At 61.1% G+C, this 22,541-nt stretch carries 21 protein-coding genes; 3 read left to right on the top strand and 18 right to left on the bottom strand.

Annotation, left to right across the window (positions count from 1 at the left end; genetic code table 11):
- Nucleotide 1: 1 nt before the first annotated feature.
- Nucleotides 2-1,147 (bottom strand): iron-containing alcohol dehydrogenase, encoded by a 1,146-nt coding sequence (locus GGD50_RS13070; protein WP_107109570.1) that lies wholly within the window; start codon nucleotides 1,145-1,147, stop codon nucleotides 2-4.
- A gap of 115 nt (nucleotides 1,148-1,262) precedes the next feature.
- Between GGD50_RS13070 and GGD50_RS13065 the strand changes: the two genes are divergently transcribed.
- Nucleotides 1,263-2,168 carry a LysR substrate-binding domain-containing protein gene (locus GGD50_RS13065; protein ID WP_107109571.1) on the top strand — a complete coding sequence of 302 codons (906 nt, stop codon included), beginning with the start codon at nucleotides 1,263-1,265 and terminating at the stop codon, nucleotides 2,166-2,168.
- A gap of 75 nt (nucleotides 2,169-2,243) precedes the next feature.
- Here GGD50_RS13065 and GGD50_RS13060 read toward each other — a convergent pair whose 3' ends face one another.
- The 8 genes from GGD50_RS13060 to GGD50_RS13025 form a co-directional block, all read right to left on the bottom strand.
- The gene (locus tag GGD50_RS13060) at nucleotides 2,244-2,651 is read right to left on the bottom strand and encodes a F0F1 ATP synthase subunit epsilon (protein WP_107109572.1); all 408 of its coding nucleotides are present in this window, start codon (nucleotides 2,649-2,651) and stop codon (nucleotides 2,244-2,246) included.
- A 75-nt stretch (nucleotides 2,652-2,726) separates the two neighbouring features.
- On the bottom strand, nucleotides 2,727-4,157 hold the full coding sequence (atpD, locus tag GGD50_RS13055; protein ID WP_107109573.1) for a F0F1 ATP synthase subunit beta: 1,431 nt from the start codon (nucleotides 4,155-4,157) through the stop codon (nucleotides 2,727-2,729).
- Between the two features lie 23 nt (nucleotides 4,158-4,180).
- Nucleotides 4,181-5,065, bottom strand: coding sequence for a F0F1 ATP synthase subunit gamma (locus GGD50_RS13050; RefSeq protein WP_107109574.1), 885 nt, complete (start codon nucleotides 5,063-5,065; stop codon nucleotides 4,181-4,183).
- 29 nt (nucleotides 5,066-5,094) lie between these two features.
- Entirely contained in the window at nucleotides 5,095-6,624 is a 1,530-nt protein-coding gene (gene atpA / locus GGD50_RS13045) for a F0F1 ATP synthase subunit alpha (protein WP_107109575.1), read from the bottom strand.
- Nucleotides 6,624-7,190 (bottom strand): F0F1 ATP synthase subunit delta, encoded by a 567-nt coding sequence (locus tag GGD50_RS13040; RefSeq protein WP_107109576.1) that lies wholly within the window; start codon nucleotides 7,188-7,190, stop codon nucleotides 6,624-6,626. The genes atpA and GGD50_RS13040 overlap by 1 nt, the downstream gene beginning before the upstream one ends.
- 261 nt (nucleotides 7,191-7,451) lie before the next feature.
- Complete coding sequence (locus tag GGD50_RS13035) at nucleotides 7,452-7,835, bottom strand: AGROH133_08824 family phage infection protein (protein WP_107109577.1); 384 nt, start codon at nucleotides 7,833-7,835, stop codon at nucleotides 7,452-7,454.
- 108 nt (nucleotides 7,836-7,943) lie between these two features.
- Nucleotides 7,944-10,175: a primosomal protein N' gene (locus tag GGD50_RS13030; RefSeq protein ID WP_107109578.1), complete on the bottom strand. Its 2,232-nt coding sequence runs from the start codon at nucleotides 10,173-10,175 to the stop codon at nucleotides 7,944-7,946.
- 96 nt (nucleotides 10,176-10,271) lie between these two features.
- Nucleotides 10,272-11,228, bottom strand: a complete 957-nt coding sequence (locus tag GGD50_RS13025; protein ID WP_107109579.1) for a GNAT family N-acetyltransferase — start codon at nucleotides 11,226-11,228, stop codon at nucleotides 10,272-10,274.
- A gap of 246 nt (nucleotides 11,229-11,474) precedes the next feature.
- On the opposite strand from GGD50_RS13025, the gene GGD50_RS13020 reads away from it, so the two are divergent.
- Nucleotides 11,475-12,410, top strand: a complete 936-nt coding sequence (locus tag GGD50_RS13020) for a tyrosine recombinase XerC (RefSeq protein ID WP_107109580.1) — start codon at nucleotides 11,475-11,477, stop codon at nucleotides 12,408-12,410.
- Between the two features lie 130 nt (nucleotides 12,411-12,540).
- Nucleotides 12,541-13,632, top strand: a complete 1,092-nt coding sequence (locus GGD50_RS13015) for a TraB/GumN family protein (RefSeq protein ID WP_107109581.1) — start codon at nucleotides 12,541-12,543, stop codon at nucleotides 13,630-13,632.
- Here the strand turns inward: GGD50_RS13015 and GGD50_RS13010 are convergent.
- From GGD50_RS13010 to GGD50_RS12970, 9 genes are all read right to left on the bottom strand, one after another.
- On the bottom strand, nucleotides 13,610-14,122 hold the full coding sequence (locus GGD50_RS13010) for a DUF2867 domain-containing protein (RefSeq protein WP_107109582.1): 513 nt from the start codon (nucleotides 14,120-14,122) through the stop codon (nucleotides 13,610-13,612). The two genes, GGD50_RS13015 and GGD50_RS13010, sit on opposite strands and share 23 nt — an antisense overlap.
- 158 nt (nucleotides 14,123-14,280) lie before the next feature.
- Nucleotides 14,281-15,687, bottom strand: a complete 1,407-nt coding sequence (lpdA, locus tag GGD50_RS13005) for a dihydrolipoyl dehydrogenase (protein WP_107109583.1) — start codon at nucleotides 15,685-15,687, stop codon at nucleotides 14,281-14,283.
- Nucleotides 15,688-15,716: 29 nt separating this feature from the next.
- The gene (locus GGD50_RS13000; protein WP_107109928.1) at nucleotides 15,717-16,355 is read right to left on the bottom strand and encodes a LysE family translocator; all 639 of its coding nucleotides are present in this window, start codon (nucleotides 16,353-16,355) and stop codon (nucleotides 15,717-15,719) included.
- Nucleotides 16,356-16,373: 18 nt separating this feature from the next.
- Nucleotides 16,374-17,129, bottom strand: a complete 756-nt coding sequence (locus GGD50_RS12995; RefSeq protein ID WP_107109584.1) for an SDR family oxidoreductase — start codon at nucleotides 17,127-17,129, stop codon at nucleotides 16,374-16,376.
- Nucleotides 17,126-17,632 carry a hypothetical protein gene (locus tag GGD50_RS12990; RefSeq protein ID WP_107109929.1) on the bottom strand — a complete coding sequence of 169 codons (507 nt, stop codon included), beginning with the start codon at nucleotides 17,630-17,632 and terminating at the stop codon, nucleotides 17,126-17,128. The genes GGD50_RS12995 and GGD50_RS12990 overlap by 4 nt, the downstream gene beginning before the upstream one ends.
- A 20-nt stretch (nucleotides 17,633-17,652) precedes the next feature.
- Entirely contained in the window at nucleotides 17,653-17,895 is a 243-nt protein-coding gene (locus tag GGD50_RS12985) for a hypothetical protein (protein WP_245407520.1), read from the bottom strand.
- Nucleotides 17,896-17,909: 14 nt separating this feature from the next.
- Nucleotides 17,910-19,133 (bottom strand): 2-oxoglutarate dehydrogenase complex dihydrolipoyllysine-residue succinyltransferase, encoded by a 1,224-nt coding sequence (odhB, locus tag GGD50_RS12980; RefSeq protein ID WP_107109585.1) that lies wholly within the window; start codon nucleotides 19,131-19,133, stop codon nucleotides 17,910-17,912.
- A 32-nt stretch (nucleotides 19,134-19,165) separates the two neighbouring features.
- A complete protein-coding gene (locus tag GGD50_RS12975) occupies nucleotides 19,166-19,486 on the bottom strand; it encodes a YciI family protein (protein ID WP_107109586.1) in 321 nt (106 codons plus the stop codon).
- Between the two features lie 17 nt (nucleotides 19,487-19,503).
- Nucleotides 19,504-22,488, bottom strand: a complete 2,985-nt coding sequence (locus tag GGD50_RS12970; protein WP_107109587.1) for a 2-oxoglutarate dehydrogenase E1 component — start codon at nucleotides 22,486-22,488, stop codon at nucleotides 19,504-19,506.
- Nucleotides 22,489-22,541: the final 53 nt, after the last annotated feature.

The following is a 22,541-nucleotide window of genomic DNA, read 5'->3' as shown; positions in this document are numbered from 1 at the left end:
CTCAAATTCCTTTCGGCAGCGCCATGACGGCAGCGGCGAATCGGTCGATATCGGCATCCGTCACATCGCGGACGGTCGAGCGCCGCATCGGCTGGTTTTCCGGAGCGCGCATTTCCCGCGCGAGATCGGTTGCGGCGAAGGGCATGAACGCCGCCGGCAGGGCGCGGACGATGCCGCAGCGGTCCATCCAATCGGAAACGAAGGCAGGTAGAGCCGCCGCACTTTTGAGCCCACAGGCTCTCGCGGCGGCATTGAGCTCGCCCGTATCCGCCTCCACCAGCCAGGGCAGCGTTACTTCAAAGCCGAGAGCGGTTGCGAGCCCATGGTGAACCGGCGCAAGCCCCGCCAGCGCATGGCTGATATTGTGGGCGATCGCCGTGCCGCAATTGTCAATGGCGATGCCGGCAAGGCAGGAACCGAGCAGCACGTCGCCCCGCGCCTCTATATTACCGGGCTCCTTCACCGCCGTTTCCAGAGCGCCGATGATTAGCCGCAGCGCCTGATGGGCGTAGAGCTGCGCACCGCGATGCGTGTTCCGGTTCGTCGCCGCCTCGAAAGCATGGATGAAGGCGTCAAGGCCGCACCAGGCGGTGAGATTGGCCGGCAGCGTGGTCGTCAGCGTCGGATCGAGGATGACGAGATCGGCCTTGCTCTCCGATCCCCAGATCCAGAGCTTCTTGCCTTCCGGACCGGCGAAGATATTGGTGGCCGAGGTCTCCGAGCCAGTGCCGGCTGTCGTCGGCACCATGATCTTCTTCAGCGGGTTCTTCGGGAGGGGGTTGGCCGCAAGCGCATAAAACATCGGGTCTTCTCCCGACGCTGCGCAACAGGCGACGATCTTGGCGATATCCAGCGCCGAGCCGCCACCGACGCCGATCACCATGTCGGCGCCCTGCCCCAGCTTGATCGCCGCATGCAGATGCGCAAGCTTCGGCTCGCCAGCAAAAGCGGAAAAAACCTGCGTCTTCACACCCGCTTCGGCAAGCTCGCCGCTGATCTCGGCGGCAAGGCCCGATTGCGCCAGGAAGGCGTCGACCACAAGCAGAACAGCACCAACGCCGTCGAAGGATTTGATGGCGGCCGGAAGGCCGGAGAGGGCGCCTTCGCCGAAACGAATGTCCGGAATGGCGGAGAGGGAGAAGAACACGAAGAATCCCCTTGGGAAACGGCTGAAACGATGCCGTAATCCTGCATCACAATTTCAGCTCTTCAAATCTGGCCATTTATCGGGAATATTGATGATCTGAAGTTATGGAGGAGTGATGCTCGAAAAGATACCGCTGGAGGCCTTCCGCGTGTTCGACGCCGCAGCCCGCGCCATGAACTTTTCCCGCGCCGGCCGCGAGTTGAACATTACCCAGGCGGCCGTCAGCCGGCGCATCAAGGGATTGGAGGATCACCTGGGCGCCGCGCTCTTTACCCGGCGCGGCCGCAACCTGGCGCTGACGCCGGATGGCGAGCGACTGTTCCAGCGCGTGCGGGCGACACTCGAATATCTTGAAGAGAGCCTGGAGCCTTTCCGCGCAGGCACGGGCGAGATCATTTCGATCGCCGCCAGCGGTTCTGTCTCGCATCTCTGGCTCGGACAGCGGCTCAAGGATTTCGGCAAGGAGAGCCCCGGCATTTCCGTCCGCCTGCTGACGACGGACTCACCCTCGGAACTTGCCTCGGAGACCAATGACCTCGTCATTCTCTATTCCACTGGTGAGCATCCGCGCTGGAACCTGACGCTGCTGATGAAGGAAGTGCTGGTGCCGATTGCCTCGCCGGATTATCTGGCCAGTCGCGGTCTGGAGCCGCAGGCGTTGACATCGGCCGATATCGCCGCGTTGGATCTGATCGACTACGAGCGTTTCAACGCCCACTGGATCAGCTTCCGCCAATGGTTCGGTCGTATCGGCAATCCACCGAAGGGCAAACTGCCGCGACCGCGGCTGTCTTTCTCCACCTATATCATGGCGGTCGAGGCGGCCTTGCGCGGCGAAGGCATCGCGCTCGGCAGCCTCGGGCTTATCGAAGAGCACCTGCGCTCTGGCGCACTGGTTACGATCGGCAATGACCGGGTCGAAAGCGGCTTCGGTTATTATCTCGGCGCACCGCGCTTCCGCGCCCTCTCGCCGGAAGCGGGTCAGTTGCATCGGCATCTGCTGGGCGGCTATCAGGGCTGATAGAGACCAAGCCGCGCAACAAAAAAGCGGCCCCGAAAGGCCGCTCTCATTCGAAACCTAAGACTAGGTACCGGATCAATCTTGCCCGATTGCGCCGCGCAGCCGCGTCATTTCCATGATGTAATGCTCAAGGCGCGACTTGTGCTCGTGATGTTCGGCATCTTCGAGTTCTGCCCTGGCGAGATCGATACGACGCGTCAACTCGTCCTGTCTCAGGTCTTCGACCGGAATTGCGGATTCCGCAAGCAGCGTGCAGCCGGTCGGCAGGATGTCGGCGAAGCCGCCGAACACGACGTAGTCCTGCTTCTTACCCGATGCTGCATGCACCTTGACGACGCCCGGCTTGATCGTCGTCATCGTCGGAGCATGATGAGCCATGACGGTCATTTCGCCTTCGCTGGCGGGAATGACGACATCAACAACCTGCTCCGACAGGAGCAGACGCTCCGGAGACACCAGTTCGAAATTGAAATTGTCAGGCATGACCGGTCACTTCTCGATTGTCTTTATTTCAAGGCAACGGCGCACGAAACTTCGCGCGCCGTTCGATCGGCTCTATTAGGCAGCCAGCTTCTTGGCCTTTTCGATCGCTTCTTCGATCGAGCCAACCATGTAGAAAGCAGCTTCCGGCAGATGGTCGTATTCGCCGTTGACGAGGCCCTTGAAGCCCTTGATCGTGTCTTCGAGCGCAACGAGCTTGCCCGGCGAACCGGTGAAGACTTCGGCAACGAAGAACGGCTGCGACAGGAAGCGCTCGATCTTGCGGGCGCGGGCAACAGCCAGCTTGTCGTCTTCGGAGAGTTCGTCCATGCCGAGGATGGCGATGATGTCCTGCAGGGCCTTGTAGCGCTGCAGCGTCGACTGAACCTTACGAGCAATTTCGTAGTGCTCTTCGCCGACGACCATCGGGTCGAGCATGCGCGAGGTGGAGTCGAGCGGGTCGACAGCCGGGTAGATACCCTTTTCAGCGATCGAGCGCGACAGAACCGTCGTTGCGTCCAGGTGGGCGAACGAGGTTGCCGGTGCCGGGTCGGTCAAGTCGTCGGCCGGAACGTAAATGGCCTGAACCGAGGTGATCGAGCCCGTCGTCGTCGTGGTGATGCGTTCCTGCATCTGGCCCATGTCGGTTGCGAGCGTCGGCTGATAGCCCACGGCCGAAGGAATACGGCCGAGCAGAGCCGACACTTCCGAACCAGCCTGCGTGAAGCGGAAGATGTTGTCGACGAAGAACAGAACGTCCTGGCCTTCATCGCGGAAGTTTTCAGCAACGGTCAGACCGGTCAGAGCGACGCGAGCGCGGGCACCCGGCGGTTCGTTCATCTGGCCATAGACGAGCGCAGCCTTGGAGCCTTCGCCGCCGCCATGCTTGTTGACGCCCGATTCGATCATTTCGTGGTAAAGGTCGTTGCCTTCGCGGGTACGTTCACCCACGCCTGCAAAGACCGAGTAACCACCGTGCGCCTTGGCGACGTTGTTGATCAGCTCCATGATGAGAACGGTCTTGCCGACGCCGGCGCCGCCGAACAGGCCGATCTTGCCGCCCTTTGCGTAAGGAGCGAGCAGGTCGACGACCTTGATGCCGGTAACCAGGATCTGGCCTTCCGTGGACTGCTCGACGTAAGACGGAGCGTCCTGGTGGATGGCGCGCTTACGAGTGGTGTTCAGCGGACCGGCTTCGTCGACCGGCTCACCGATGACGTTCATGATACGGCCGAGCGTTTCGTGGCCAACCGGAACCGAGATCGGCGCGCCGGTGTCGGAAACGGACTGACCACGAACCAGACCTTCGGTCGAGTCCATGGCGATCGTGCGGACCGAGTTTTCACCCAGGTGCTGTGCGACTTCCAGAACAAGGCGGTTGCCGTTGTTGTCGGTTTCGAGAGCATTCAGGATCTTCGGCAGATCGCCATCGAAAGAAACGTCCACGACGGCGCCGATAACCTGCGTAACCTTGCCGACCGAAACTGCGGCCATAGCTGCGTCAGCCATATTCTTACCCTCTTTCCCTAACCTCAGAGCGCTTCCGCGCCCGAAATGATTTCAATCAGTTCCTTGGTGATCTGTGCCTGGCGCTGACGGTTGTAGTTCAGCGTCAGCTTGTTGATCATCTCACCAGCATTGCGCGTCGCATTGTCCATCGCGCTCATCTTGGCGCCCATCTCGCCGGCGACGTTTTCGAGCAACGCGCGGAAGATCTGAACGGAGATATTGCGCGGGATCAGGTCCGCGAGGATCGAAGCCGCATCCGGCTCGTATTCGTAAATGGCGCCCTTATGAGCGGTATCTTCTTCGACAACAGCCGGGGCCGAAGCCGGAATGAGCTGCTGCGCCGTCGGCACCTGGCTGATGACCGACTTGAACTCGGAATAGAACAGCGTGCAGACGTCGAACTCGCCGCCTTCGAACATCTCGATGACGCGCTTGCCGATGGCATCGGCATTGTCGAAGCCAATGCGCTTGACGTCGCGCAGTTCCTTGCGCTCGACGATCAGCGAAGAGAACTCACGACGCAGAATGTCGTAGCCCTTCTTGCCAACCGTGAAGATCTTCACGGTCTTGCCTTCGGCGATCAGCTTGCGGACATGATCGCGGGCAAAACGCGCGATCTGCGAGTTGAAACCGCCGCAAAGGCCGCGTTCAGCCGAGCAGACGACGAGCAAATGTACATCGCTCTTGCCGGTGCCAGTCATCAGCGGCGGCGCGCCGTCAGCGTCGCTGACAGCAGCCGTGATGTTGGCGAGAACGGCGCTCATGCGCTGTGAATAGGGCCGTGCGGCCTCCGCCGCCTCCTGGGCGCGCCGAAGCTTCGCCGCGGCGACCATTTTCATCGCCTTGGTGATCTTCTGCGTCGCCTTGACGGAGGCGATCCGGTTTTTCAGATCCTTAAGTGAAGGCATCCGGTATCCGTCCTAGAAGTGAGGCCCGATCAGGCGAAAGACTTGGCGTAGCTGTCGAGAGCAGCGATGAGCTTGCCCTTGGTCGCGTCGCTGATGGCCTTTTCGGTGCGGATCGCGTCGAGGATGTCCTTGCCTTCCGACCGCAGGTAGGAAAGCAGGCCCTGCTCGAACTTGCCGATCTGCGCAACTGCGATCTTGTCGAGATAGCCATTGACGCCGGCAAAGATCACCGCGACCTGCTCTTCCGTCTTCAGCGGCGCGAACTGCGGCTGCTTCAGGAGCTCGGTCAGACGGGCGCCGCGGTTCAGCAGGCGCTGCGTTGCGGCATCGAGGTCCGAACCGAACTGAGCGAAGGCGGCCATTTCGCGATACTGGGCGAGTTCGCCCTTAATCGAGCCGGCAACCTGCTTCATCGCCTTGATCTGTGCGGACGAACCGACGCGCGAAACCGACAGACCGACGTTAACGGCCGGACGAATACCCTGGTAGAACAGGTCGGTTTCGAGGAAGATCTGGCCGTCGGTGATCGAAATCACGTTGGTCGGAATGAACGCCGAAACGTCGTTACCCTGCGTTTCGATGACCGGCAGAGCAGTCAGCGAACCGGCGCCCTGTTCATCGTTCATCTTGGCAGCGCGCTCGAGGAGGCGCGAGTGCAGGTAGAAAACGTCGCCCGGATAGGCTTCGCGGCCCGGCGGGCGGCGCAGCAGCAGCGACATCTGACGATAGGAAACGGCCTGCTTCGACAGGTCGTCATAGCCGATCAGGGCATGCATGCCGTTGTCACGGAAATATTCGCCCATGGCGCAACCGGCGAACGGCGCCAGGTACTGCATCGGGGCCGGATCGGAGGCCGTTGCGGCAACGATGATCGAGTACTTCAGCGCACCGCGCTCTTCGAGCACCTTGACGAACTGAGCGACGGTCGAACGCTTCTGGCCGATAGCGACGTAGACGCAGTACAGCTTTTCGCTGTCCGGACCGGCATCGTGGATGGCCTTCTGATTCAAGATCGTGTCGAGAATGATGGCGGTCTTGCCGGTCTGGCGGTCGCCGATGACAAGCTCGCGCTGGCCGCGGCCGACCGGGATCAGAGCGTCGATAGCCTTCAGGCCGGTCGACATCGGCTCATGAACCGACTTGCGCGGAATGATGCCTGGAGCCTTGACGTCGACGCGAGCGCGGCGGGTCGCGTTGATCGGGCCCTTGCCGTCGATGGGGTTGCCGAGCGCGTCGACAACGCGGCCGAGAAGTTCCGGACCAACCGGAACATCAACGATCGCGCCGGTGCGCTTGACGGTGTCGCCTTCTTTGATGTCACGGTCGGAACCGAAGATAACCACGCCGACGTTGTCGGATTCGAGGTTCAGCGCCATGCCGCGGATGCCGCCGGGGAATTCGACCATTTCGCCGGCCTGAACGTTGTCCAGACCGTAGACGCGGGCGATACCGTCACCGACGGAGAGAACCTGGCCGACTTCGGAGACTTCAGCTTCCTTGCCGAAGTTTTTGATCTGATCTTTCAGAATTGCGGAAATTTCCGCGGCGCGGATATCCATCAGCCGACCTCTTTCAATGCAAGCTTAAGGGTGGAGAGTTTGGTGCGAAGGGACGTATCGATCTGGCGGGAGCCGACCTTGACGATCAGGCCACCGAGAATCGACGGATCGACGGTGACGGCGATCGCCACATCCTTGCCGGTGACGCCCTTCAGCGCCGCCTTCAATTCATCTTCCTGCGCCGGGGTCAGCGCATGCGCCGAGGTGATCTCGGCGGAAACTTCACCGCGATGCTGCGCGGCAATAATACGGAAAGCCTTGATCATGCCCGGCAGCGCAAAAAGGCGCCGGTTGCCTGCCACGACCTTGAGGAAATTGGTGACGTAATTGCCGAAGCCGGCCTTGGTCGCCAGCGCCTGCACGGCACCGACCTGCTCTTCAGCCGAAAAGACCGGGCTCGAGACGAAACGCTTCAGATCATCGCTGTCGTCCAGCATGGCTTGGAACCGATCGAGATCGGCGGTCACGGCCGGGACGGCACCCTCCTCGAGGGCCAGCTCGAACAATGACGAGGCATATCGTTCTGCAACACCAGAAATATGCTGGGATGTGTCTGCCACGGGCACAAAATTCCCTGATTTCAACCCAAGAATCCGGCTTCCGAGAGACGGAAGTCACATGTTCTTGAATTCGTTTTGATTTCCCCCAGAAATCAGCAGGAGCTTCCCCCTACCTCATCCGAAATTCGGGGTTCGTCTAACATAGGATATTGAGACTCGCAACACGCGTAATCGCCGAATACGCTATTCGGGTGAATTTATGGTGGCAAAAATTCAAAACTATGGGGATAGCGCAGGCATTAGCAGCCGAAGCGAGAGCATTTTCGCTCAAATATAGCCCAAGCCATAAAGAAGCGGTAGAGCCGCCAAAACCGCTTGCACAACCAGAAGTGCAATATTCAAAAGAAAGCTTCCGCGATCCGACATGATCGAGAGAATGCGGCCGAAGGCCGCAACGGCAAACGACGCCCCGAGCGCCAGATAGACCATCGGCTGGGCGAGCAGAATCGCAACCAGCCCGAAGCCCAGATAGAAGCCGCCGGTCGCACGCCCCTCGGCATAGGCTTCCGGCCGCCCTTCCCGCACCTGCAGCTTAAGGAAACGATAGGTGTAGCCGGGCGCGAACATCGCGAGGAAGCCGATGAGCGCCGTAAACGCCGCCGAGCAATAGGCAAGCTGCTCGCCGAGATCTGTCGGAAAATAAAGCTCCATCGGTCGTCCCCAAATCAACCTAAACCAAATCAATCATATCAACAGGCCGACTTATGGCATGAACAGGCGAAACAGGGGAAGACGCCGGGAAGGCGCCGTTTCACCAAACTACAGGAAACTCTGTGGATCGATGTCGAGTTGCACCTGCACGGAGCCGCGCTCCTTCGGAGATTGTGTCAGCAAAGCGCGCAGGAATCCCTGCATGTCCGAGTTGCGCCGTCCATGCACGAGCAGGCGGAAGCGGTGGCGGCCGCGCACCAGGGCGAGCGGCGCTTCGGCTGGCCCGAGCACCGATATGCCCTGCACCTGCGGCGCCGCGTTGCGCATGCCGCGTGCATGGGTCTCGGCATCCTGCCGAGTATCAGCCGAGACGATGATCGAGGCGAGCCGGCCGAAGGGCGGCAATATGGCTCTTTCGCGCTCCGAAATCTCGCGCTCATAAAAGGCGCTGGCATCGCCGGAGACGATCGCCTGCATGACGGGGTGCTGCGGCTGATAGGTCTGCAACAAGCCATGGCTCTTGAGGCCGGTTCGCCCAGCGCGGCCGGTCACCTGCGACAGAAGCTGGAATGTCCGCTCGGCGGCACGCGGATCGCCGTTGGCAAGGCCGAGATCGGCGTCGACGATGCCGACCAGCGTCATCAGCGGGAAATTATGGCCCTTGGCGACGAGCTGCGTGCCGATGACGATATCCGCCTCGCCCTTGGCAATAGCCTCAAGTTCCAGCCGCAGCCGCTTGACGCCGCCCATGATATCGGAGGAGAGCACGATCGTCCGCGCTTCGGGAAAATGCCGCTCGACCTCCTCCGCAATGCGCTCGACGCCCGGCCCGCAGGCGACGAGATGGTCGAGCGTGCCGCATTCCGGGCAGGCCTCGGGTGTCCGTTCGGCATAGCCGCATTGATGGCATTGGATCTGGCCACGGAAACGGTGTTCCACCAGCCAGCTCGAACATTGCGGACATTGGAAGCGGTGCCCGCAGACACGGCAGAGCGTCAACGGCGCATAGCCGCGCCTGTTGAGGAACAACAGCGACTGCTGGCCCTTCTCCACTGTCTTGCCGATCGCCCGGATCAGCAACGGCGAGAGGAAACCGCCGCGCTCCGGCGCATGCCGGCGCATGTCGATCAGATGCAGGTCCGGAAGAGCTGCATCCCCGAAGCGGGTCGGCAGATGGATGGTGCTGTAGCGCCCGCTCTGGCCGTTGACCTGACTCTCGACCGAAGGTGTCGCCGACACCAGCACCACCGGAAAATCGCCGATCCGGCCACGCACGACCGCCATGTCGCGGGCATTGTAATAGACGCGATCCTCCTGCTTGTAGGCGGGATCATGCTCTTCATCGACGATGATCAAGCCCAGCTCTTCGAAGGGCAGGAACAGCGCCGAGCGCGCGCCGGCCACAACGCGCACCTCACCGGTCACGGCTTGCCGCCAGACTTTTTCGCGCATGCGCGGCGCCAGATCCGAATGCCACTCGGCCGGCTTGGCGCCGAAACGATCCTGGAAGCGCTCGAGAAAACTGGCGGTCAGTGCGATTTCCGGCAGCAGGATCAGCACCTGCTTGCCGCGCTTCAGCGTCTCGGCGATCGCCTCGAAATAGACCTCGGTCTTGCCCGAGCCGGTGACGCCATCAATCAGCGAAACGGCAAACTCGCCCTTGCGCACCTCGGCAAGGATTTCATCGGCCGCTTCGCGCTGCGGGCCTTCGAGCCGCGAGGCGATGTAATCCGGATCTGGCCTCGCCACGACCGGCGGCGGCGGCAGGAATACGGTTTCGAAAATACCCTGCGTGATCAGCCCGTCGATGACGCTGGTCGAAACCCCGGCAGCATGCGCCAGCCCGCTGCGCGTCCATGACAGGCCGTCATTTGCCGTCTCCATGACCCGGGCGCGGGCCGGTGTCAGCCGCTCCGGCGTGCCGCCGATAAAACGCAAGCCCTCGATCATCGGTTCGGGATCGAAGGCTGCGGGTGCACGCAGCGCCATGCGCGCCACCAGCCCCGGCGGTGACAGCGTATAGGCGGCCACCCAGTCGATGAAATCGCGCATCTCCCTGTTGAGCGGCGGGCAATCGAAGACATGGCTGATCGGCCGCAGCTTCTTCGGATCGACGCCGCCCTCGTCACCGCCGTCCCAGACGACGCCGATCACCTGCCTCGGCCCAAGCGGCACCTGCACGACCGAGCCGGGCTCGACCGCCATGCCTTCCGGCACCGCATAGGAATAGGGCTTCGGCGCCGGCATCGGCACCAGAACCGGGACCGTGCGGCTCATGGTCAAGTTTGCGGGCGCGGCTTCAAACAGCGCACCGAACAGATCGGACGAATCTTTAGTCATCGCGCCAGACCATGCCCCGAGCGGCGATAAAAGGAAACCCGGGAGTGGTTCGGCAGGTATCGTCCGAAAGACGCTTCAATGAACTGCCGACAGCCGTCAAACGGAATGTTCGGCGACGACCGCGGCCGTATCCTCGACCGCAACCGGAGGACCGATTGGCGTGAAAGTCGCGTTTCCGTCCGCCGCCAGATCGAACACCGTGTGCTTCTCCAGCGCCTTCGTCACTTCGTTGACGTCGCCGTCCAGATGCTCGACGGGGATGAGATTGCCGATCAGGAAATCGAAGCGGTCATCGCGCTTGTTGAGGAGTTCATGGAACACCGTCATGTCACGCAGCTCGGTCGACCATTTGGCGAACCAATAGAACAGGCCGGAATTGCGCGCCGTCAGATGCACGGGCAGGATCGGCAGATTATACTTGCGCGCCAGCCCGACAGCCGACGTCTTCCATGGCCGCTCGTTCAACTTGCCGTTAGCCCAATAGGCGATGCGGCCGGAGGGGAAGAGCACGGTGACCTTGCCCTCGGCAACGGCGCGATTGGTGAGCTGCAGCGTCTCGCGCGTCTTCGGCTTGCTCTTATATTCCTCACGCCATTCGACCGGAATGATCATCTCGGCGAATCGCGGATTGACGCGGACGGCGTCGCGATTGGCGAAAACCATCATATCGGGCCGGCGCGTCTTCAGAAGATCGAAAACGGCGACACCATCGGCAATGCCGGTCGGGTGGTTGCTGACGAGGATGAAGCCGCCGGAAGCCGGGATGCGCTCGGCATAGGTCACCCCGATATCAAGCCGCAGCAGATCGCTCATATATTCGAAGCACTGGAAACCCGGCAGATTGGCGATATCGTCGGCGAATTCGATCGCCTTGTTGTAGCGCAGCAGCGTGTAGAGAAAGGGCCGCATCAACGGCCAAAGCGGGTTGCGAACGATCTTCTGACCGCGTTCGGCGATCAGCGTATCGACAATATGTCCGGGCTGGCCCTGGGACACCAAAGCGATCGCTTCTGCAAGTTGTCCCAGTGCAGTTATCGAACCGCGACGTGCCATGAAATGCCCTGAATGGTTGGGTTATACTCTATTGCAATCGAATATGATCGAAGCATGACAAAGCGCCTCGCGTATAACCGCCTAAATCGATTTTGATTTAAGAAACAGCTTATACGCAGTTGAAAAGTTCTACTGCGATCTTTCCATACACAAAGGAGAGGCACGGCACAGTAGGAATGTTAGCGATTCCATAACCTTCCCTCCTTCAAAGTGGCAGAAGGAATTTGAATTTCAAGGGGTTTTCCACTGAACGAGTTGCTGATTATCGCCGATCCTGAGTTGATGACCGAGCGCAGCCGATGGCTGGAAACGCTCGGTGAGGAGCGGCGGCTTTCCGCCCATACGCTGGATGCCTACGAGCGCGATACCCGGCAATTCCTGACCTTTCTGACCGGCCATCTCGGCGGCCCGGCGACGATCAAGGACATCCATGCGTTGCGCCCCGCCGACTTCCGCGGTTTTCTGGCCGCCCGCCGCAAGGATGGCGCCGGCGCGCGTTCGCTCGGGCGCAACCTGGCCGGTCTTCGGTCGCTGCTGCGCTATCTCGAAAAGAAGGGGCTGGTGAATGCGGCCGGCGCGGCAGCGGTGCGGTCGCCGAAACAACCGAAATCGCTGCCGAAGCCACTGTCGGATACCCAGGCGATCACCGTTGTCAGCGACGAGGCGCAGATGCACGACGAGCCTTGGATCGCCGCGCGCGATACGGCCGTGCTGACCCTGCTCTATGGCTGCGGCCTGCGCATCTCCGAAGCATTGGATTTGACGCCAGAAGACGTGCGCCCCGGCGCGACCGCGCTGCGCGTCACCGGCAAGGGCAACAAGACCCGGCTGGTGCCGCTGTTGCCCATCGTCGTCGAAGCGGTGGAAAAATACCGCGCGCTTTGCCCCTATCATCTCGACGTAGCTAGTCCGCTCTTTCGCGGCGCGCGCGGCGGCAAGTTGCAGCAGGGCATCATCCAGCGCGGCATGCAGAAGCTGCGCAGCGCCTTCGGGCTGCCGGACACGGCAACGCCGCATGCGCTGCGCCATTCTTTCGCCACGCATCTGCTCGCAGGTGGCGGTGACCTGCGCACGATCCAGGAATTGCTCGGCCATGCCAGCCTTTCGACGACGCAGGTCTATACTGGCGTCGATTCATCACGGCTGCTGGAAGTCTATGATCGGGCTCATCCGCGAGCATAAGAAAGCGTTAACCTCTCGCGTTAAGGGAATATGCGTCTCAGGCGGATAGAGCAGAAGCATGTATCCGCATGTCTCGCGAAAACCACGTTCGCGCTTTACGAGTCATGCCCTCTGCCAGCGGAAGGTTTAGATGATTTCTGCCCTCGAACCTAAGACGATGCGGTCGATGAAACCGGCAATCGGCGACCTTCTCCTTTGGCTCGCCGCAGCCTTTCCGTTGATGCTGGCAGCTCTGTTGATCACAACCATACTCAGCTTGCAGCCGGCGCATGCCGACGAGACGGCATCCGATAGCTGCGGCGGCAAGGATCTGATGGCTGAACTGCAGAAAAGCGATCCCGCGAAATATGCCTCGATCCTCGCCGAGGGTGACAAGGTGGCGAACGGCAAAAGCATTTTCTGGAAGATCGAAAAGCCCGACCTGAAACCCTCCTGGTTGCTCGGCACCATGCATGTCAGCGACGCGCGCGTGCTGACCATGCCGAAGGGTGTAGCCGAAGCAAGTGCCGCGGCCGATACGATCGTCGTCGAATCCGACGAAATCCTTGACGATAAAAAAGCGGCGGCAGCGCTCTTCGTCAATCCGTCTTTGACCATGCTGACCGATGGCTCGACCATCAGCCAGCATCTGTCGCCCGAAGAGAATGCCAAGCTGGAAGCGGGCCTCAAGGAGCGCGGCGTGCCGCTCGCCGCCGTCGCCCACATGCAACCCTGGTTGATCTCAAGTTCCTTCGAAATGACAAGCTGCGAAGTCCGCCGCAAGGCGACCGGCATGAAGTTCCTCGATCAGAAGCTTGCGAGCGATGCGGCCGCTAGCGGGAGGCAAGTAAAAGGCCTGGAAACATTGGCCGAACAGGCCAAGGCGATGAGCGATCTGCCGATCGAACTGCACCTGAAATCACTCATTCAGACGTTGGAACTCGGCGATAAGATCAACGACGTCAACGAAACCATGACCGACCTCTATCTCGCCGGCAATATCGGCGCGATGATACCGATGCTGAAGAATATCGTGCCGGACCAGAATTTGTCCGAGGATGATACCGCCGCCTTCGAACAACGCATCATCCTCGACCGCAACAAGGTCATGGTGGAGCGCGCCGCACCCATCCTCGCCAAGGGCAACACCTTCATCGCCGTCGGTGCGCTGCATCTCGTGGGCGATCAGGGTCTTGTCGAGTTGCTGCGCAAGCAGGGTTTCACGGTAACGGCGGTGAATTGAGCGCGCCCATTCGTTTGCCGAAGTCAGTCAGCACTGTCTCGACAATCAACCGATGGAACGGCGTGATCACAGCGATATAGATCTGGCCGAGCAAGATTTTCCGTTTCACGAGCGTCGTTATATCGATGAGTCGACGCCCCTGACCATCATCCCGCACATCGATTACGACACGGAAATCAAGGTGCTTGTCGTCGAAGCCGAGAACAACTTGGTTCTCTGATTTGCTGACGATCGGAAAGAAGCCGATTGTCTCCGACGTATTTAGGGAGTGATGTCCCGTAGATTTCAGGCCGAAGACACTGACGACCGTATCGCGCAGCTTCAGCAGCGACCGCACCCAAAAAGGAAAATTGCAGAACATCGTGCGCGCTGCAGCGACTGCCGTAAAATCCGATTCCTGTACCTGTAGCTCGTAACAATCAGCCCAGTCCGCGCCCGGCAATGCGGGATGCGGCATATGTGGTTTAACCATTATGGGCTTTGTCGGCATTTTGTCGTCTGCTGTTTCACTCTCTGCAAAGTAGCATAGCCAACGTATAGCCAGACATACAAACGACGGCTGCGGCAATTCGCTCACGACAGCCCGCAAAAGGAAACGGCGGCCGTCATCACCGCCGCCGCTCACATCAAAGGATACGTCTCTATAATTTACATATGGATCGGCTTGAAGAAGGTCGCGAGGGCGGCTTCCTTCACGGCTTCCGACATGGTCGGATGCGCATGGCAGGTGCGGCCGAGATCTTCCGACGAGCCGCCGAATTCCATCAGCACCGCAATCTCGTGGATCATTTCGCCAGCGCCGAAGCCGACGATGTGGCCGCCGAGAACGCGATCGGTCTCCTTGTCCGCCAGGATCTTGACGAAGCCATCCGTCGCGAGCATCGCGCGGGCGCGGCCGTTGGCGGTGAAGGGGAATTTGCCGACCTTGTAGGCAATACCCGCGGCCTTCAGCTCTTCCTCGGTCTTGCCGACGGAGGCGACTTCCGGCTGCGTGTAGACCACGCTCGGAATGACGTCGTAGTTCACGTGGCCTGCCTGGCCGGCGAGGATTTCGGCGAGCGCCACGCCCTCGTCTTCCGCCTTGTGCGCCAGCATCGGGCCCTTCACCACATCGCCGATGGCATAGATGCCGGCGACATTGGTCTTGAAGTGGCCATCAATCTCGACGCGGCCTCTGGCGTCGAGGGCAACGCCCGCCTCTTCCAGGCCGAGACCGGCCGTGTACGGCTTGCGGCCGGTCGACACCAGCACGACATCGGCATCGAGCACCACCTTGTCGCCGCCCTTGACCGGCTCGAAGGTGACCTTGGCGCCGTTGCCGACCTTCTCGACGCCGGTGACCTTCGCACTGAGATGGAAGTCGACGCCCTGCTTGGCCAGCATACGCTGGAACTGTTTCGAAACTTCGCCGTCCATGCCGCCGAGAATCGTGTCGAGATATTCGACGACGGTGACCTTGGCGCCGAGGCGCGACCAGACCGAGCCGAGTTCGAGGCCGATGACGCCGCCGCCGACGACGATCATGTTGGCCGGCACCTTGTCGAGCGCGATGCCGCCGGTGGACGAAATGATCACCTTCTCATCGATTTCGAGGGACACGCCCGGAATGCCAGCAACGTCGGAGCCGGTGGCGATGACGATGTTCTTGCCTTCGATCTCAGTCACCTTGCCGTCATCGGCCGTGACGGAAACCTTGCCGGCAGCGACGATCTTACCGGTGCCCTGGAAGGCATCGATCTTGTTCTTCTTGAAGAGGAAGGCGACGCCGTCGACATTCGACTTCACCGTCGCATCCTTGTGCGCCATCATCTTCGAGAGATTGAGCGTCGGTGCTGCGACTTCGATGCCGAGCGCGTCCATGCCGTGGCCGGCATGATGGAACATTTCGGAGGCATGCAGCAGCGCCTTGGACGGGATGCAACCGACATTGAGGCAGGTGCCGCCGAACGTGGTGCGCTTTTCGATGACTGCCACCTTGAGGCCGAGCTGCGCCGCCTTGATAGCGCAGACGTAGCCGCCAGGGCCGGTTCCGATAATGATCACATCGTAGGACATGGTTTTAATTTCCTTGTTTTGTAACTCTGTTAGTCAGCCGCCCGCGCCAATGCGAGGCGGATGCCGAAGCCGACAAGTGCCGCTCCGGTGATGCGGTTGAACCATTTGCCGCTGGCGATGAAGCGATCGCGGACCGGCTTGACGGTAAAGAAGACGGAGACGCCGGCAAACCAGGCGACGAGTGCCGTCGCCATGCCGATGCCATAGGAAAACTGGATCAGCGCCGGCGTGTCGTGATGCACGAGCGTCGAAAACAGCGACAGGAAAAACAGCACCGGCTTCGGATTGAGCGCGTTGGTGATGAAACCCGTCGCCAGGCAGCGCCAGATGGAAACCGGCTTGCGGTCCTCCTCGCCGATCTCGATCTCCTTCACCTTGAAGCCCGGCTCCCGGAAGGACTTGATGCCGAGATAGGCGAGATAAAGGACGCCGGCCCATTTGATCAGGCTGAAGAGCATCAGCGATTTCGAAACGATGAGGCCGAGACCGAGAATGGTGTAGCTGATATGGAAGAGCAGCGAGAAGCCCATGCCGAGGCCGGTCATGACGGCCGCGCGGCGGCCATGCACGATGCTCTGGCGCAGGATGACAGCGAAATCAGCGCCCGGTGCGACGATGAAAATCGAAAACACCGCCATCAGGCCGAGGAATTCCAACACATATTGCATGATCACTGCCCTTTCCGATCAACGACCGCCGCTCACATCGAGGATGGCGCCCGTTATATAGGATGCCTGGGGGCCTAAGAGGTAGAGGATGGCGTCAGCGACTTCTTCCGCCGTCCCCGCCCTCTTCATCGGCAGTTGCGGTGCGATCGCGCTCGCCCGATCGGGCAGGCCAGCAGCCGCGTGAATTTCAGTATCGATGATGCCCGGCCGCACCGCGTTCACCCTTATGCCCTCAGCCGCCACCTCTCGCGCCAGACCGACCGTGAACGTATCGATCGCACCCTTGGACGCAGCATAATCGACATACTGTCCGCCGCCGCCCAACGTGGCCGCGACGGACGAGAGATTGACGATCGCGCCTCCCTTGCCGCCATGGCGGGTGGACATGCGGCGGATGGCTTCCGCAGCCGCAAGCAACGAGCCGGTGATGTTGATGCGAAACATCCGGTCGAGCCGCTCCGGCGTCATCTCATCCAGACGCTGCACACGGTCAACGATGCCGGCATTGTTGACGAGGCCGTCCAGCCGGCCGAAATGCCCGTCGACTACCGAGAAAATCGACCGGATGTCCTCGGGCGAGCCGACATCGCCAGCAATCACAATTGCCTCCCCGCCGGCATCGCGGATCGCGGTGACGACCGTGTCCGCGGCCGCTTTGTTCGAGGCATAATTGACGGCCACGGCCCAGCCTTGCCGGGCAGCGGCAATCGAAACCGCCGCCCCGATGCCGCGGCTGCCGCCGGTGACGAGAAGAACAGGGGATTTGCCAGTCATTCGCCGCATCCTTTCAAGGTCAGGACATCCCAGGGGGCGACGGTCGCTTTGCCTTTGCCCCAGATGGAGGATTCACGGATCGAAGGTCCGAGCGCCGGCAGGACCAGCCGCGCTGCGGCGCCAGCACCCTCCGCCGGCAACACGCTGATATTGCCCGTCACGTCGGAGGCATAGATCATGCCCTGCCAGACGGTGCAGGCACGCAGATCGGCGCCCGTCACATCGCCTTCCGGGCAGTTGAACATGATCAGGCCGTTGGCGCGCAGTTGATCATCCGAGCGCATCACCACACCATCCGCCACGATCGGCGTATTGCGCACAGTAAATTTGAACTTGTTGCTGGCGGCCGCCGCCTCGGAACCGATCGGCTCGAAACGCAGCTCGTAGGCATTCTCCATGTCGCCGTAGACTGCTTTTTCCTGCACGCATTCATCGGCCAGCGCGGGGGTAGGAATGGCTGTAAACGCCATTATCGCCCAATGCACGGGGGCCAATCGCGCCATCGCGTGGTTTGTCGGCATGGTTATTTCCCCCTCGGCTTGGCCAGAGGATCGCTGGCGACAATGCGGCCGGAGGTCCGTTCGACATCGCCCATATGGAAGACGGTGATCGACCGGGCGGTGGGATCGGCGTCGCTCAGCGACGCCAGATCGAAATTGCCGCTGAGCTTTACTACGTCGAAATCATCCGCGACAGCGGAAAATGGCATCCACGCGGCGACGGCGCACAAGAGTCCGCGCATCGTCCGCATGGGCCATTTCGACATGAGCCAGCGCTCCCTTAGAGATCGAGAACCAGACGTTCCGGATCTTCCAGGCTTTCCTTGACGCGCACGAGGAAGGTCACGGCTTCCTTGCCGTCGACGATGCGGTGATCGTAGGAGAGCGCCAGATACATCATCGGGCGGATAACGACCTGACCGCCGATGGCGACCGGACGTTCCTGGATCTTGTGCATGCCGAGAATGCCCGACTGCGGCGCATTCAGGATCGGCGAGGACATCAACGAGCCGTAGACACCACCGTTGGAGATGGTGAAGGTGCCGCCCTGCATGTCAGCCATGGAGAGCTGGCCGTCACGGGCTGCCTTGCCGAGGCGGCCGATTTCCTTCTCGATCTCGGCGATCGACATCTGGTCGGCATCGCGCACGATCGGAACCACGAGACCCTTGTCCGTGCCGACGGCGACGCCGATGTGGCAGTAGTTCTTGTAGATGATGTCGGTGCCGTCGATCTCGGCGTTGACGGCCGGGAGTTCCTTCAGGGCGTGCGTGACGGCCTTGGTGAAGAAGCCCATGAAGCCGAGCTTCACGCCATGCTTCTTCTCGAAGATGTCCTTGTACTTATTGCGCAGGTCCATGACGGCCTTCATGTCCACCTCGTTATAGGTGGTGAGCATGGCGGCGGTGTTCTGCGCATCCTTGAGGCGCTTGGCGATCGTCTGGCGCAGACGGGTCATCTTGACCCGCTCTTCGCGGCCGGCATCTTCGACGGTGGTCGGCGCACGGGCGGCAACCGGAGCAGCCGGTGCGGCGGCAGGCGCCGAGGCAGCCTTGGCAACAGCGGCAATGACATCGCCCTTCAGGACCTGGCCGCGCTTGCCGCTGCCATCGACCTGATCGGCGGAGAGATTGCTTTCGGCAAGCAGCTTGGCGGCAGCAGGGGCCGGCGGCATGGCGGAAGCCGATGCGGCAACCGGAGCAGCGGGTGCCGGCGCGGCGGCAGCAGCCGGTGCGGCAGCCTGGGCCGGAGCAGCCGCAGCGCCGTTGCCGGCGCTGATCTGGCCGAGCAGCGCGCCGAGGCCGACGGTTTCACCGGCCTGGACAACGATTTCGGACAGCGTGCCGGCTGCGGGTGCGGGAACTTCGATCGTCACCTTGTCGGTTTCCAGCTCGAGAATCGGCTCATCGGCCTTGATGGCATCGCCGACCTTCTTGAACCAGGTGCCGACGGTCGCCTCGCTGACGGATTCGCCGAGGGTAGGAACGCGGATTTCAGTGGCCATTGTTCAGATCCTGATTTTTCGTCGTTATAAACTTAGATGGAATTTCCAGCGGCAGATGGCCGGAGAATGATCGAGGGCATTGGCGAGATTTCGATTCGGAAACCGAGCCCGGCGAGAAGGACGGGATCGGCATCACCAAGCGCCTTGGCGGCATCGGCGTCTTCCACGTCGACGACAGCCATGCCGAAAGCACCGTCGGCCGCGAAAACCGGACCGACGACTACAGCCGTTCCGGCATCCGCATGTTCGCGCCAATAGGCGGCATGTTGCTGCATGGCGGCCATCTCCTCCCCTGTGGCGTCATGTGGGAAGCTGGGGCGCGGCGGCATGAGTTTCAGATGAAAATAGGCCATCGCGCACCCCTATCGCTTTAACCGCCCAGCGCATCCTCAAGGAATGCAGCGAGCTGCGCCAGATGCTTGGACATCAGGCCCGTCGCCGGAGAGGCGGCGGCCGGACGGCCGGTGTAGCGAACCCGCTGGTACTTGGCATCGATATGGGCAAGCACCCATTCCAGATAAGGATCGATGAAGGACCATGCGCCCATGTTCTTCGGCTCTTCCTGGCACCAGACCATCTCCGCATTGCGGAAGCGGCTGAGCTCGTTGATGAGCGCCTTGGCCGGGAACGGATAGAGCTGTTCGATACGCAGCAGGTAGATATCGTCGATGCCGCGCTTCTCGCGCTCTTCCAGGAGATCGTAATAGACCTTGCCCGAGCAGATGACGACGCGACGGATCTTGTTGTCCTTCTGCAGCTTGATCGGGCCGTCCTTGATGACCTCCGCATCGTCCCAGAGCAGGCGATGGAACGAGGTTTCCCCCGCCATCTCCGCCAGGCTCGACACTGCACGCTTGTGACGCAGCAGCGACTTCGGCGTCATCAGAATGAGCGGCTTGCGGAAATCGCGCTTCAACTGACGGCGCAGGATGTGGAAGTAGTTCGCCGGCGTGGTGACATTGGCGACCTGCATGTTGTCTTCGGCACAGAGCTGCAGATAACGCTCGAGACGGGCCGAGGAGTGTTCCGGACCTTGACCTTCATAGCCGTGCGGCAGCAGGCAGACGAGGCCGGACATGCGCAGCCACTTGCGTTCGCCCGACGAGATGAACTGGTCGAAGATGACCTGCGCACCGTTGGCGAAGTCGCCGAACTGCGCTTCCCAAAGCGTCAACGCATTCGGACGAGCCAGCGAATAGCCGTATTCGAAGCCGAGAACCGCCTCTTCCGACAGCATCGAGTTGATGACTTCGTAGCGGGCCTGGGTCGGCGACAGGTTGGCGAGCGGGATGTAGCGCTCTTCGGTTTCCTGATCGTAGAGAACCGAATGACGCTGCGAGAAGGTGCCGCGCTCGCAATCCTGACCGGACAGGCGGATCTTGTGGCCTTCGACCACCAGCGAGCCGAAAGCCAGCGCTTCCGCCATTGCCCAGTCGATGCCTTCACCTGTCTGGACCATGCCGGCGCGGTTTTCCATGAAGCGCTGGATGGTGCGATGCGCATGGAAGCCCGCCGGGATTTCCGACAGCTTGCGGCCGATATCCTTCAGGCTCTTCATCGGCACGGCAGTCTTGCCGCGACGCTGCTCGTCGGCATTGTCGGCCGTATGCAAACCCGACCACTCGCCGTCCAGCCAGTCGGCCTTGTTCGGCTTGTAGGATTGGCCAGCCTCGAACTCCTGTTCGAGATGGGCGCGCCAGTCGGCCTTCATCTTCTCGACTTCGCCTTCGGTCAACACGCCTTCGCCGACCAGCCGCTCGGAATAGAGCTGCAGCACCGTCTTGTGGGCGCGAATGACCTTGTACATCTTCGGCTGCGTGAAGGACGGCTCGTCGCCTTCATTGTGGCCGTAGCGGCGGTAGCAGAACATGTCGATCACGACCGGCTTGTGGAACTTCATCCGGAATTCGGTCGCGATCTTCGCGGCATAGACGACCGCTTCCGGATCGTCGCCGTTGACGTGGAAGATCGGCGCTTCGATCATCTTGGCAACGTCGGACGGATAGGGCGACGAACGCGAGAAGGCTGGATTGGTGGTGAAGCCGATCTGGTTGTTGATGATGACGTGCATCGTGCCGGCGACGCGGTGGCCGCGCAGACCGGAAAGGCCGAGGATTTCAGCCACGACGCCCTGACCGGCGAAAGCGGCATCGCCATGGATCAGCAGCGGCACGACCTTGGCGCGTTCGGAGAGCGGAATGATATCGCCATCCCAGAGGGTGGCGCTCATATCCTGCTTGGCGCGGACCTTGCCCATGACGACAGGGTTGACGATTTCCAGATGCGACGGATTGGCCGTCAGCGAAACGTGCACCTTGGTGCCGTCGAAATCGCGGTCCGAGGAAGCGCCAAGGTGGTACTTGACGTCGCCCGAGCCTTCGACTTCGTCCGGCGCGTAGGAGCCGCCCTTGAACTCGTGGAAGATTGCACGATGCGGCTTGGCCATGACCTGCGAAAGCACGTTCAGACGGCCGCGATGGGCCATACCAAACACGGCTTCCTTGAGTCCAAGCTGGCTACCGCTCTTGAGAATCTGCTCCAGCGCCGGGATGAGCGATTCACCGCCATCGAGGCCGAAACGCTTGGTGCCCTTGAACTTGACGTCGAGGAACTGCTCGTAGCCTTCGGATTCGATCACCTTCTGCAGGATCGCCTTTTTGCGGTCCGCGCTGAAGTTGATGCCCTTGTTGACGCCCTCGATGCGTTCCTGAATCCAGGCCTTCTCTTCCGGATTGGAGATATGCATGAATTCGACGCCGAGCGTCGAACAATAGGTGCGCTCGAGGATTTCCATCATCTCGCGCACGCTTGCATATTCAAGGCCGAGCACGTTGTCGATGAAGATCTTACGGTCGAGGTCGGCCTCGGTGAAGCCATAAGCTTCCGGCGACAGCTCCTTGTAGTCTTCCACGGCGGCAGCGATGCCGAGCGGGTCGAGCTTGGCGTGCAGGTGGCCGCGCATGCGATAGGCGCGGATCATCATGATGGCGCGGACGGAATCGCGCGTCGCCTGCAGGACGTCGGCGGTATCGGTCGGCTTGCCGGCGGCTTCGGCCTTGGCCTTCACCTTGGTCTCGATGACCTTCTCGACGATGCCCCAGTTGCCGTCGAGTGCGGAAACGAGTTCGCCGTTTGCCTGGATCGGCCAGTTCTTGCGCTGCCAGGAGGCGCCCTTGGCCGCCTTCTTCACATCGTCGGGACTGTCTTCCAGTGCCTTGAAGAACGACTGCCACTCGTCGGCCACCGACGATGGGTCTTCCTCGTAGCGCGCATAAAGCTGCTCGATATAAGCAGCGTTGGCGCCGTCCAGGAACGAGGTGATTTGAAATTGCTCGTTGGCTTCTTGCCTTGCCATGGTGATATGCGGACGCTCTCGTCCGCCTCCCGACTTGTTTACTTTGCCGGCTT

It is taken from the genome of Martinezella paranaensis, from assembly GCF_014200235.1.
Lineage (GTDB): Bacteria > Pseudomonadota > Alphaproteobacteria > Rhizobiales > Rhizobiaceae > Rhizobium > Rhizobium paranaense.
This window is presented reverse-complemented; position numbering and strand designations above follow the sequence as displayed.